This window comes from Geobacillus sp. ZGt-1, from assembly GCF_001026865.1.
Taxonomy (GTDB): Bacteria; Bacillota; Bacilli; order Bacillales; family Anoxybacillaceae; genus Geobacillus; species Geobacillus thermoleovorans.
Genome location: NZ_LDPD01000018.1, coordinates 138,800 through 151,608 on the forward strand (window position 1 = coordinate 138,800; position 12,809 = coordinate 151,608).

The window sequence follows — 12,809 nt, forward strand, 5'->3', positions numbered from 1 at the left end:
CACCCATGCCGGGCGCACACAAAAAAGCACGCACGAATCTCTGTGCGCGCCAAACAACTATGCTCTTACGATTGGACAAACGCCGCTGTGTTTACGTCCTGTTGGCACACGGCCAGGCGGTTTTCCGCATGCTTTGCTTCCAAGCAGGGGATGCATCCAAAATTCGAATCTGCCCGCGCCCCTAGGAACGCCTCCGAAAATGCGCATTCATTTGCCCTTTCAACATCCGCTCGCGCAGCTCTTTGGTCATCTCTTGACGGATTTCCCAAGTCGATACCCCTTCTTCGCGCTGATTGGCGATTTTCATCAACTGCTCCACATCGGCGAACGAATATTTGCGGATGCCTTTCGAACGGTCAGGGAACACAAGCTTCCGTTCCTCGTAATAACGAATTTGCCGTTGCGACAGCCCGGTCAGTTCGCTGACAACCCCGATCGAAATGACTTTTTTGTATTTGTAGTGATCTTCTTGCGGATGAGCTGTCATACTCCTCACCTCAATGCGTTATATTTTCTAACGTAATTATACAAAAAATGATGTTAGCTCGTTAACTTTTGTAAATAAAATTAACATATTTTTTAAATTTCCTGTAAATGAGCTTAACACATTTGCTGTACACTGAAGAAAAAGATAGTATGGTAAAGGTAAAAACAGGGAGGGAATCGAATGGGGACATGGATGAGAAGCGCCGTGCGGAAGAAAAAGCAATTTTATATTGAACAGCTCGTACGGTTCGGCTTAGCCGCTGACCGTGATCGGCTTGAAGAATGGACAATGGCCGAACTGCGACGCGAATACGAACGATTCCACCCCGCCCAGACGATCGAAGGAGGACGCCGCCATGGACAAACAAGCGCTCGAACTGGCCAAGCGCATCATTGAGCTCGATCTGGAGCGCGATGCGATGTTTGAGCAACTGATCGCGCTCATCGGCAACCGAGCAGATGAACTGCTTCGATTTTTGCAAAATCGATTGTAAAACGATCGCAAATGAGAAAGTGCCCTGAATTTCTTCACGGGCACCTTTTCTCATCATCATTCTTCAATAGACAGGGTTACATCAATATTGCCGCGGACAGCTTTGGAGTACGGGCACATTTGACCAAGAAGAATGTTGTTCATCATTCAGCCGCACAAGCAACGACCGCAGCAACATCAACAATTCGCTCCACTCTTGATTGGAAAGCCCTACTCGTTTGACAATTTCTTCTGGTATGCATTGTGCCTTTTGTTTGATTTTCTCGCCCTGTTCTGTTAAAACAATGCGCACAACCCGTTCGTCTTCTGGCGATCTCAACCGTTGAACGAGACCATTCTCCTCCATTCTTTTCAACATTGGCGTCAGTGTGCCAGAATCCAAATACAATCGTTTTCCAAGCTCTTTCATCGTTGTCTCCCCTTGTTCCCACAACACGAGCAAAACGAGATATTGCGGATATGTAATCCCTATTTCTTCAAGAAAAGGACGATATAACTTCGTCAATTCACGAGAACAAGCATAAATGGCAAAACAAAGCTGATGGTCTAAACGCAGCGCATGATCGTTTGACACGATTTCTTCCTCCATTTCTTTTCAAGGTTGGACACCTGCCTCCTTCTCCCTATTATATCGATCTCCCTCTTCGTCTGAAACCCGTTGGAGGCTTTCTGAAGGAAGATGATGAAGAAGGCTCCGCCTGTTTCCTTACAGAGGCGAGAGCCTTCCGAAATCAGTGATAAGGGTGGACGTCGCAAAACCGCCCCCTCTTTGTCAACCTAAAGAAAGGACTGTTTTCCACCAGTTTTTTCGTTCAATCAAACGATTTCCTTTGAAAGTTTGCAGCGCCTCTTTGGGTTGCCCCATTCATTCTGCTGCTTTTTGAGAGAAATGTTCGATCGTAACCGTCGTCCCTTGAAGGCGACGAGCAGCCATCACCGCGATCGCGAAAACGAAAGCAAGCATCCAAAACCCATACGCCGAAGAGCCGGTCCACTGCTTCATCACCCCGAGCACGTTCGGCAGCAAAAACCCTCCCAGTCCGCCAGCGGCGCCAATGATGCCCGTCAACAAACCGACTTCTTTCGGAAACCAGGTTGGAACGACTTGGAACAAAGCACCGTTCGCCGCGCCAAAACAAAGGAAAAGAGCAACCATCAATCCGAACAGGACGAAAAGAGACGGCAATGTACCGATGCAAGCCAGCAACAAAGTCCCAGCGGCAAACAACAAGGAAAGAAGCCGCATTCCGCCGATCCGGTCGGCGAGATAGCCGCCAATCGGGCGGATGAAACTGCCCGCAAACACGACGGCGGTGACGAAATCGCCGGCCGTGACTTTACTGACGCCGTATTCATCAAAGAAGAAAATGCCTAAGTATCCCGTCAGCCCGACAAATCCGCCGAATGACAAGCTGTAGAAGAAACAAAACAGCCATGCTTCTTTTCGACGGAGAACGGCTCCGTATTCACGCAACGAAACGGGTTTCACCGCTGTTGGACATTCACGCGCCAGCCAAGCGAATAGAAAAAAGACAACAACTAGCGGGACGAGCGCCAATCCGAACACCGCGTTCCACCCATACGCCTCCGCCAGCCGCGGGCCAAACAGCGTTGCCAGCACCGTCCCGCTGTTTCCGGCCCCAGCGATCCCCATGGCCAGCCCTTGATATTCTTTCGGATACCAGCGGCTCGCAAGCGGCAACGCAACGGCAAAGCTGGCTCCGCCCACCCCTAATAAAAATCCGAGCGCATACACATCCGACATCCGGTCAGCGAACTGCCACCCCCACACAAGCGGCACAGCTGTCACCGCCATGCCAAGCAGACCAGCCCGCTTCCCGCCCCAGCGGTCGGCGAGCATCCCCATCGGAATGCGAAGCAGCGCCCCGCCCAACACGGGAATGGCGACCATCATCCCTTTTTCCGCCGGCGTGAGCGCAAACTGTTCAGCGACAAACACCCCGAGCGCACCAAGCAAGTTCCAAATCATGAAACTAATATCAAAATAGAGAAACGACGACAATAGCGTCGGCGCATGCCCGACGCGCCAAAACGATTTCCTCGCCATCTTCCCCCGACTCCCCCTTGGCACAGAGTGTTTGTTATGTTAAAATGGAAATGAAAGCGATTTCTCCACCTACTTCCCGCCGTATTGCTGGGAAGTTTTTTTTCTGCATTCGTGATTCATTGAAAAATTCGGCGATTGACTAGACCCATCACCATAGCGTTCCCCGCTCGCGAACCTTGATGAGTGCGGTTTCCAACTGCTGATGAGAGGCAGAACGATGTTTGAATCTTGATGGCTAATTTCTCCCTAAATCAACAACCGGCCGCACCCGAGCTGCGCACCGCTTAAACGCCGGCATCCGGCAATGCGGATCGAGCTCATCGGACGTGACGTTGTTGATTTGCCCAAGGCCGCTCCAGTGGAATGGGACAAAAATGGTATCCTCGCGAATTTGGTCATTGTAACGGCTGCGGACGACCGCCGCACCGCGCCGCGTTTCAATGCGCACAAGCATCCCTGGGCCGATCCCGTATCGTTTGGCTGTCCTCGGGTGGATCTCGACGGTCGCCTCCGGCTGCCGCGCCGAAAGCGCCGGGCTCCGCCGCGTTTGCGTTCCGCTCAAATAATGAGCAAGCACCCGTCCGGTCGTTAAATAAAGCGGATACCATTCATCCGTCTCCTCTTTCTCCGGCCGAAACGGCAAAACCGCAAACCGAGCCTTGCCGTCCGGATGAGCAAACCGTTCCGTAAACAGTCGAGGAGTCCCAGGATGATGTGCATCGGGGCAAGGCCAGTAGACACGTTCGCGCCGAAGCCGCTCATACGTCACACCATAATAGTCCGCTTTGCCGCCGCGGCTCGCCAGCCGCAGTTCGTTGAAAATCTCTTCGGCTGACGTAAAGGAAAAGCAGCGGCCCTTGCCAAGCTTGTGAAGCTTGTGTGCGATCGCGCATAAAATTTCTCCAATCATGTTTCACCTCCCCCAGGACGCTTCCKAGCCGCTGGCCGAAAGCATAAGCCGCTGGCCGAAAGCATACCCGCCCTTCGACGTTCGTCACCGTCCCTTCATCTTCCAAATACGAGGAAACAGGCAACACGAGATCCGCCAGCTCGGCTGTTTCCGACAAAAACATATCCGCAACGACAAGAAACTTCAGTTTTTGCAACGCTTTGGCAACAAACGCCGCGTTCGGGCTGGAGACGACGGGATTCGATCCCATGACCAACAGCCCGGTAATCTCGCCCGCACCGATTTTTTGCATCATTTCATACGCTGACACTCCCTTTCGCGGCAGCTCATCCGGCGAAATGCCCCATATGTTCGCAATATACCGGCGGTGTTCCGGATGCTCAATGCTTCGATAGCCCGGCAGCTGATCAGCTTTTTGTCCATGCTCGCGGCCGCCTTGTCCGTTTCCTTGCCCAGTGATCGATCCAAAACCCGAACCGGGACGGCCGATTTTCCCTGTCGCCAATACGACATTCATCCAGTGTCTGACCGCCGCATAGCCGTCCGCCTGCTGCTCCAAGCCGCGCGCCGTGAGCACGATCGCATCGGCCGCCTCCCCGTACTTTCGCGCCGCCAAGCGAATCTTCTCTTCCGGCACGTCAGTCAGCCGGACGATCTCATCCATCTCCACTGCTTCTATGTGCTGTTTCCATTCGGCAAACCCAACCGTCCGCTCGCGCACAAACGCTTCATCGATATATCCTTCGTCAAGCAGCACTTTCCCGATGCCGACGGCCAGCGCCGCATCCGTTCCGGGCTTGAGCGGCAGGTGCAGATCCGCCAACGCCGCCGTTTTCGTTTCCCGCGGATCCACCACGATGATAAAAGCGCCGTTTTTCTTCGCTTCATAAAAATACGGCATCAACGTCGGCTGGCATTCGGCGATATTGGTCCCAGCCAAAATGATCGTCTGAGCGAGCGGAATATCGGACAGTGGATTCGTCAACCCGCGGTCAAGACCGAATGCGTCGTTCATGGCCGCTGCGGCTGCCGACATGCAAAAGCGTCCGTTGTAGTCGATGTGCCGCGTCTTGAGCGCCACGCGGGCAAATTTTCCAAGCAAATACGCCTCCTCGTTCGTCAAGGATCCGCCGCCGTAAACGGCAAACGCATCAACTCCATCTTCCTTCTGAATGGAGATGATTCGTTCCGCGATCAGCGAAAGCGCCTCCTCCCAACTTACCCGCACAAACCGGCCGTCCACTTTCGCAAGCGGAACCAACAGCCGCTCGGGATGCAAAGCGTGCTGGTGGGCGTTCATCCCCTTTAAACAAAGGCGGCCGTTGGACGTCGGGTTGTCGGTCGGGACCGCCTTGTAGCGGCGCCGCTCTACAATCCGCTCCTCCACCAGCTGAAGCGTGCACTGGACGCTGCAAAACGGACATTGCGTCGCGGCGGCCGTTTCCGACGCCCGTTCTTTTTCCTTGGCGCGAAAGTAGCGCAGCAATTCATTCGTCATCGCCATTCCCCCGCTTCCTACAGCTCGACATATACCAAGCCGTCTTTCACCGCCGCGCGGTACGTTTTGACACACCCTTCATCCGGCGCCTGCGCCTGACCGTCTCTTAAGCAAATTTTCCAATCATGAAGCGGACAAAACACATACTCGCCGCTGACAATGCCTTGCGACAGATCACCTCCTTTATGCGGACAGCGGTTTTCAACGGCAAATACTTGATCGTCACCCGTCCGGAACAACGCCAGCTCACGATTCCCAACCCGCACGCATTTTCCGAGCCGCTTCGGCAGCTGTTCCAATGTTCCCACTTCCACCTTCATCCTCTCTTCGTCCTCCTCCTGCATCGATGTCTGATCCTGTTTGACCATTCCTTTACAAACTTTCATGAACAACAACGTAAAATCGGCTCTCCGCAAACGAAAACCTCGTTTCCGACTGGACGATGGCCATCATTTCCCTCTCTTCGTTCCAGCATTGATCCTAACCCATGATCAATCCAGGCGGCGGAACATCGACTTTTTCCGCCCGCCGCCATCCCCCTTCATTCCACCGGCACCGGCTCTTTGTCGCCGATATCGCGGAACAACATTTGTTGCAGTCTCTCGTTTTCGACGATTTCCCGCCACGGATCTTTTGTCGCCGAAAGAGCTTTGTGAAGCCGTTCGAGCAGCGCGCGGCGCGTTTCCACATCGAACAACACTTCGCGGATATGCTCAAGCCCAACGCGCTCGACCCATTTGGACGTCCGTTCCAAATAATGCGCGGACTCGCGGTAATATTGCAAAAAAGCGCCGGTCATCTCGATCACCTCGTCTTCCGTCTTGACCGTGCAAAGCAAGTCAGCTGCACGCAAATGGGTGCCGCCGTTGCCGCCGACATAAATCTCCCATCCGCCCTCGACGCCGACGATGCCGACATCTTTAATGCCCGATTCCGCGCAGTTGCGCGGGCAGGCGGAGACGGCCATTTTCACTTTATGCGGCGTTTTCAGCCGCTCAAATGTTTGTTCCATCCGAATGCCAAGCCCGGTTGAATCTTGCGTGCCAAAGCGGCAAAACTGCTTGCCGACGCACGTTTTCACCGTCCGCAGCGCCTTGGCGTAGGCGTAGCCTGACGGCATGCCGAGATCGGCCCAAATGCGCGGCAAATCTTCTTTTTTCACCCCAAGCAAGTCGATGCGCTGCCCGCCTGTGATCTTAATCATCGGCACGTTGTATTTTTCCGCGACATCGGCGATGTTCCGCAGCTGCTCGGCTGTCGTCACCCCGCCGTATATGCGCGGCACAACGGAGTACGTGCCATCGGCCTGGATGTTGGCGTGCAGCCGCTCATTGACAAACAAAGATTCCGCTTCTTCATCGTACTCACCCGGATAAAGCATGCCCAGGTAATAATTGAGCGCCGGACGGCATTTGGAACAGCCTTCCTCGTTTTTCCATCCCAATACGCTCATGACTTCTTTGACCGTCATCAACCGTCTTTGTTCGATGGCCTCGAGCACTTCCTCACGGCTTAGGTCCGTGCAGCCGCAGATCGTTTCTTTCACCGTATACCGATTCGCTTCTTCACCGAGCATATGCTCAAGCAGCTCGGCGACAAGCCCTTTACACCCGCCGCATGAGCGGGACGCGTTCGTATAGTCGCGCACCTCGGCGACCGTCTTGAGCCCGTGTTCGGCGATCGCCTGACAAATCGCGCCTTTTGTCACCCCGTTGCAGCCACAGACGACATCGGTATCCGCCATCGCCGCCACAAGGCTTCCTTTTCCTCCCGATGAAGCCGGCGTCAATAACGAAAGAGAAAGCGCCTCAAGCGAATCGCCGCGCTGGATCATATCAAATAGTTTTCTTCCTTCGCTCGTATCGCCAAACAGCACGGCACCAACGATTTTCCCTTCGCGAACGACGACTTTCTTGTACACCGAGCGCGCTTCGTCGTACAACTTGATCGATTCCGTGCCCTCAACGTCCATAAACTCGCCGGCTGAGAACACATCGACGCCTGACACTTTCAGTTGGGTCGAGACGACGGATCCTTCGTACGGCTTTCCTTTTCGGCCGCAAATCGCTTGTGCCAGCACTTTCCCCTGTTCATAAAGCGGAGCGACGAGTCCATACACAACACCGCGATGTTCCGCGCATTCACCGACCGCGTAAATGTGCGGCACACTCGTTTCCAAGTAGTCATTGACAACGATTCCTCGATTCACCTCAATGCCGCTTTTCCGCGCTAACTCAACATTCGGACGAATGCCGACCGCCATCACCACCAAGTCGGCGGCAATGGACGTACCGTCCTTAAATCGCACTCCTTCCACACGGCCGTTGCCGAACAATTCGGCCGTCTCTTTGCGAAGCAAAAAGTTCATCCCTTGTTTCTCCAGCTCCCGCTGCAGCAGCTTCGAAGCGGTCGGGTCAAGCTGGCGTTCCATCAAATAGTCGAAAATATGGATGACATCGACATCCATCCCTAAGTGAAGCAACCCGCGCGCCGCCTCCAATCCAAGCAAGCCGCCGCCGATGACCGCCGCTTTTTTGTACGTCTTCGCATATTCGATCATCCGCTCGCAATCTTGGATGTCGCGAAACGCCGTCACCCCGGGCAAATCCGCTCCCGGCACCGGCAAGATAAACGGATTCGACCCCGTCGCGAAAATCAATTCATCGTATTCGACTACCCGCCCACGGTCGGTCCGGACAAGCCGCCGCTCGCTGTCGACTTCCGTCACCGTTTCACCGGCAAACAGCCGAATGCCATTTTGTTCGTACCATTCCCAACTGTTCAAGGTAATCTCATCAATGGACGTATCCCCTTGCAGCACCTTCGACAACAAAATGCGGTTATAATTCGGATGCGGTTCGCTGCCAAAAATCGTGATCTCAAACGCCTCACGGTCAAGTTTTAAAATCTCCTCGATGCAGCGAACCCCCGCCATGCCGTTGCCGATTAACACGAGTTTTCGTTTCACGTCGCCATCCCTCCATACTTCATACGTTGTTCCACTTTCTTATTGTCATCGATGCAGCCAAAGCCGGATCGTCATCACCAGCATCTCCCATAATCCGACCGTTCTTGTTTTCATCACCCTCACATTCCCCCTTTGCCTTGGTTGTGCCCATCATATCATGCAAAAAACGAAGTATGCATTTTATTTGTAAACTTATATAACATATTTTTAACATAAAATAATGAATAATCGCATAAAAAATCAGTTTAATATACGCATTTATCATATCAGCGTAACTTTTTATTACATAAAAACACGCGCGAAAAAGCGGCCTTCGCATGATCGAGCGGAGGCCGCTTCTTATTGGAGGTTGCTCATAGGGGATCATCAGTGGATCGGGCGGGACGCGAGCAGCTCATCAATGATTCGCGCGTAGTGGTCAATGCGCCGCTCAAGCTCATCCACTTGCTTCTCAAGCTGGGTCATATATTGGCGAAAGGTCATGGGAACGCCGTTCCGCTGTTCGAGCCGCTTTTCGATTCGCTGCCGCTCGCCGTGGACAGAGACGAAGATGCGCATCTCGCGGCCGAACACTTCGCGGACGGTTTCACTGATGAGTTCGCCGTATCTTGTTTGCAGCCATTCACATTGAATCTCGTTTAGGCATTCGATGATGAGCCAATCCTCATCCACCGTCGCAGACGTCGAAGCAAACCAAGTGTCAAACGACGGGCCGGACAGCTTTTGCGCAAGCTTCGTTTTCACTTGCTCCCAAAGATGATGCTCCTTCACGCACTCACCCCCTTTCGTCTACTCGCCTGGCTGCCATACATGTTCGCGCAATTTCGCCCGAATGTCATCCGGAATCGGCTCGGGCCGCCCGGTGTCAAAATTGAAATTGACATACACCGACCGCCCTTTCGCGCAGACCACACCGTTTTGGTGGATTTCTTCATAAATCGTGAGGCTTGTGTTGCCGATGCGTTCAATGCCGGTATACACGGTCACATCTTGCCCATAATACATTTGGTTGACATAATCGACTTCCATACGGATGATCACCATCCGCCAACGTTTGAATGACAAATCAGGCGTAAACAGCTTGAAAATTTCATGCCGCCCCGCTTCAAACCAAACGGGCACGGTCGTATTGTTAATATGGCCGACGCCGTCCGTCTCCGACACGCGCGGCGTAATGACAGTCGTAAACATAAACGCTCCCCCTCAACCAAACTGGAATCTTCTTTTGTCGAATTTAGGCGACTGATGTATATGGGTTCGCTCCACGATGTGGAAATTCCTGCTTCACCATCAAGAAAACGTGAAAAACGTCGCCCCTTGAGCGGAAGGGGGATCCAACCTGAGGAGCGAGACCCTATTTCCAACAGCCAAAGAAAAAACAGGAGCCTGAAGCAGCCCCTGTTTTTGTGTTCTCACTTGTTGTTCGGTTCCATGATCGTCCCGGCAAACGCGGCTTGGTAAATCGCGCGGATGTCGGCTTCCAAAAGCGGCATCGGGCTGCGGGCGAGCAGCCGTTTTTGCTGGACGGCGTCCTTCGTCAGACTTTCTAACGCGCTTTCCGGAATGCCAAAACCGCCGAGCGTCTTCGGAATGCCGACATCGGCGACGAGGCGCTCGAGCTCCTCGACGCAGCGGTGCGACGCCTCCTCCTCTGATAAAAAGCTCGAGTTGCCGCCGAGGGCGTTTAAGATATCAGCCATTCGTTTCGTGCAGCTTTGGCGAATGTAGCCCATCACATATGGCAAGAGCACGGCATTTGATTCGCCATGGGCGATATGAAACTGTCCGCCAAGCGGATAAGCGAGCGCATGCACGCCGGCCACCCCGGCGTTGAAAAACGCCAAACCGGCCAGGTAGCTGCCGTTCGCCATATCGGTGCGCGCCTGTTTGTCCGTTCCGTTTTCCACCGCTTTGCGCAATGAGCGAGAAATCAGGCGCATGGCGGCGATGGCCAACCCATCCGATGTCGGGCTCGCATTGACCGACACGTACGCTTCAACCGCATGGGTAAGCGCATCAATGCCCGTCGCCGCTGTCACCCGCGGCGGAACAGAAACAGTGAGTTGCGGGTCGACGATCGCCACATCCGCCAACAAATAGTCATGCGTCACGACGTCTTTCGTCGTTTCTAAGGACAATACGGAGATGTTCGTCACCTCCGACCCGGTGCCTGATGTCGTCGGAATCAATATTTTCGGCAATCCTTTTTTCTCAAGTGTTCTCGTTCCCGTCAAGTTTAAATAATCGGCGACCGAACCTTCATGCACGGCCAAAACAGCGGCCAGTTTCGCCAAATCCATCGCGCTGCCGCCGCCGACGCCGATGACAAGGTCAAACTCTCCGTCGCGGACAAACGCCACCGCCTTCTCCCCCGTTTCAAGCGGCGGCTCCGGCACAACATCCGTATATACATGCACGCTGCACCCTGCTTGCCGGAGCGGAGATGCCACTTGCTCGACGAGACCGAGTTTTTCAAGCGCTGGATCGGTGATCACCAACACGTGTTTTGCCCCAAGCCTTTTTACTTCTGGAACTAACTGGCCAAGCGCCCCCCAGCCGACATAGCTGAGCGGCGGAAAGACGATGCGGGATGCGGTCATGGTTTTCTCTCCCCCTTATTCAACATTTTTTCGGAAGAATGAACGCGTTTTCTTTCCATCCGCATAACCAAACTCCTATGCTCGCCAAGCTTCCTCGAGCTCCCTCTTCAGCTCTTCGACAAGCTCCGCCGCCGGAAGCTCCCGCGCCAGCCGATATCCCGTCCCGGCCCAAAGCGACATTCCCTCCGGGTCGCCCGCCTTGGCGGCAGCAGCTCGCAGCGGTTTCGTCATATGGTGCACATGCGGATACGCCGCCAGCGCCAAGGCGCGATACTCCGCCATAAACCGGTTCACAAGCCCGCGCGCCGGCCGGCCGGTAAACGCCCTCGTCACGGCCGTTTCGGCAAACCGCGGATCGGCAAGCGCCTGTTTATGAAGCGGATGCGCCCCGCTTTCCGGGCAGCGCAAAAACGCCGTCCCGAGCTGCACCGCGCTCGCCCCGGCTTTAAGAGCCGCCGCAATGCCGCGCCCATCCATGATCCCGCCCGCCGCCGCGAGCGGAACCCGGACCGCCGCCCGCACTCGGGCCAGCAGCGGAAACAACTCAAGCGCCTCATCTTGTTCCGGATCGTTGCCAAACGACGCCCGATGCCCGCCCGCTTCCTCCCCTTGCACACAAAGCGCATTCGCCCCAGCTTCGGCTGCCATTTCAGCTTCCTCCACCGCCGTGACCGTCACGATCACAAACGATCCCGCCTTTTGCAAGGCAGCGATCACTTCTTTGTCCGGGCAACCAAATGTAAAGCTCACAACCGGCACTCGCTCCTGAAGAAGCACATCAAGCTTCGCCGCCCAGTCGTCGTCCTCCCATTTCGGCTCGCCGACTGACGCCCCAAACCGCTCCGCCTCCGCCGCCAGTGCTACACGGTACCGTTCGACCGCCTCCTCATCCACTGTTTTGTCCCCCGGCACAAACACGTTCACCCCAAACGGCCGATCCGTCAACGTCCGCAGCTCGTGAATTTCCTTCTTCATGGCCTCCGCTGTCTTGTACCCGCCGGCCAAAAATCCAAGCCCTCCGGCGTTCGACACCGCCGCGGCCAGTTCAGGCGTCGACACCCCGCCTGCCATCGGCGCTTGAATGATCGGGATGGGAAGTGTAGAGAACATACGTATCTCCCTTCTTTCAGCTAAAACCGTTTTGCCCCTCTCCTATTTTTTTCGCGCTTTGTGCAGGGATTTCCTGCCCCTTGGCAAACGAATCTTTGCGTCTGACGATGCCAGCAGCTACCCGGCCAGCATAGTCCGTTTCACACCTCAAATACTATTATCAAAAAACAGATGTTATCCGCTATCAAAAAAACAGATGTTATCCGCGGTTCGATCAATAGACGGACACGAACCATGTCCAATCGCTGTTCCCCGGCGTCCAACAAACGGGCTGCTTGTTTGTGCATTGGTCGCTTTATTCAACATCTTTTAACAAACGGCTGGCCACTTCGATAAACATTTTGCCGTCCTCAAACGAAAAATAGCGCATGCTGTTTTCATGAACAAGTTCTTCGATTTTTGCCCATGTCTCCGTATCGCGGCGATGGTGGATGCGTTCGAGCTTCTCTACTTCCAGCTTCAAGGCACGAACCACCCACTCCGGTTCATCCGCTAGAAATCGCAAAAACTGTTCTTCTAATTGAGCATTGTAAAACGTCTGATTGTAATACGAGTCAAAGAAATATTGAAGATGTTCGAATTCTTTTCGAATGTCCATGTTTCATCTCCACCTTTCAAGTTCTCCTTTCGACAAACGTGGCGGGTCATCCTGCCTTATTGCTTGATCAAACAAAAA

General features: G+C 54.1%; 13 protein-coding genes and 1 pseudogene. 2 read left to right on the forward strand and 12 right to left on the reverse strand.

The features are described from left to right. Positions 1-181 precede the first annotated feature (181 nt). Positions 182-487, reverse strand: a complete 306-nt coding sequence (locus tag VU18_RS08060; protein ID WP_011231350.1) for a MerR family transcriptional regulator — start codon at positions 485-487, stop codon at positions 182-184. 180 nt (positions 488-667) lie between these two features. Between VU18_RS08060 and VU18_RS17350 the strand changes: the two genes are divergently transcribed. Both VU18_RS17350 and VU18_RS18350 read left to right on the forward strand, forming a co-directional pair. After that, the gene (locus VU18_RS17350; protein ID WP_014195964.1) at positions 668-883 is read left to right on the forward strand and encodes a Fur-regulated basic protein FbpA; all 216 of its coding nucleotides are present in this window, start codon (positions 668-670) and stop codon (positions 881-883) included. Next, positions 843-980, forward strand: a complete 138-nt coding sequence (locus tag VU18_RS18350; RefSeq protein ID WP_011231352.1) for a hypothetical protein — start codon at positions 843-845, stop codon at positions 978-980. The genes VU18_RS17350 and VU18_RS18350 overlap by 41 nt, the downstream gene beginning before the upstream one ends. Positions 981-1,061: 81 nt before the next feature. On the opposite strand, the gene VU18_RS08065 is transcribed toward VU18_RS18350, so the two are convergent. The 11 genes and pseudogenes from VU18_RS08065 to VU18_RS08115 all read right to left on the reverse strand — a co-directional run bounded on the left by VU18_RS08065 (position 1,062) and on the right by VU18_RS08115 (position 12,731). Next, a complete protein-coding gene (locus VU18_RS08065) occupies positions 1,062-1,568 on the reverse strand; it encodes a MarR family winged helix-turn-helix transcriptional regulator (RefSeq protein WP_014195965.1) in 507 nt (168 codons plus the stop codon). A gap of 276 nt (positions 1,569-1,844) precedes the next feature. Then, positions 1,845-3,047: a NarK/NasA family nitrate transporter gene (locus VU18_RS08070; protein ID WP_014195966.1), complete on the reverse strand. Its 1,203-nt coding sequence runs from the start codon at positions 3,045-3,047 to the stop codon at positions 1,845-1,847. Between the two features lie 235 nt (positions 3,048-3,282). Beyond that, positions 3,283-5,461 (reverse strand): annotated as a pseudogene (locus VU18_RS08075) (molybdopterin oxidoreductase family protein). Between the two features lie 11 nt (positions 5,462-5,472). Next, on the reverse strand, positions 5,473-5,775 hold the full coding sequence (gene nirD, locus VU18_RS08080) for a nitrite reductase small subunit NirD (RefSeq protein WP_031205849.1): 303 nt from the start codon (positions 5,773-5,775) through the stop codon (positions 5,473-5,475). Positions 5,776-5,996: 221 nt separating this feature from the next. Beyond that, complete coding sequence (gene nirB / locus VU18_RS08085) at positions 5,997-8,423, reverse strand: nitrite reductase large subunit NirB (RefSeq protein ID WP_021321595.1); 2,427 nt, start codon at positions 8,421-8,423, stop codon at positions 5,997-5,999. Between the two features lie 19 nt (positions 8,424-8,442). Then, entirely contained in the window at positions 8,443-8,574 is a 132-nt protein-coding gene (locus tag VU18_RS21090; protein WP_255351085.1) for a hypothetical protein, read from the reverse strand. A gap of 215 nt (positions 8,575-8,789) precedes the next feature. Next, positions 8,790-9,194, reverse strand: a complete 405-nt coding sequence (locus tag VU18_RS08095) for a DnaA N-terminal domain-containing protein (RefSeq protein ID WP_021321593.1) — start codon at positions 9,192-9,194, stop codon at positions 8,790-8,792. Between the two features lie 18 nt (positions 9,195-9,212). Further along, on the reverse strand, positions 9,213-9,614 hold the full coding sequence (locus tag VU18_RS08100; protein ID WP_011231360.1) for a thioesterase family protein: 402 nt from the start codon (positions 9,612-9,614) through the stop codon (positions 9,213-9,215). 221 nt (positions 9,615-9,835) lie between these two features. Then, positions 9,836-11,023: an iron-containing alcohol dehydrogenase gene (locus tag VU18_RS08105; protein WP_021321592.1), complete on the reverse strand. Its 1,188-nt coding sequence runs from the start codon at positions 11,021-11,023 to the stop codon at positions 9,836-9,838. A 75-nt stretch (positions 11,024-11,098) separates the two neighbouring features. Continuing rightward, the gene (locus VU18_RS08110) at positions 11,099-12,133 is read right to left on the reverse strand and encodes a nitronate monooxygenase (RefSeq protein ID WP_021321591.1); all 1,035 of its coding nucleotides are present in this window, start codon (positions 12,131-12,133) and stop codon (positions 11,099-11,101) included. Positions 12,134-12,428: 295 nt separating this feature from the next. Beyond that, positions 12,429-12,731, reverse strand: coding sequence for a hypothetical protein (locus VU18_RS08115; RefSeq protein WP_021321590.1), 303 nt, complete (start codon positions 12,729-12,731; stop codon positions 12,429-12,431). Positions 12,732-12,809 lie beyond the last annotated feature (78 nt).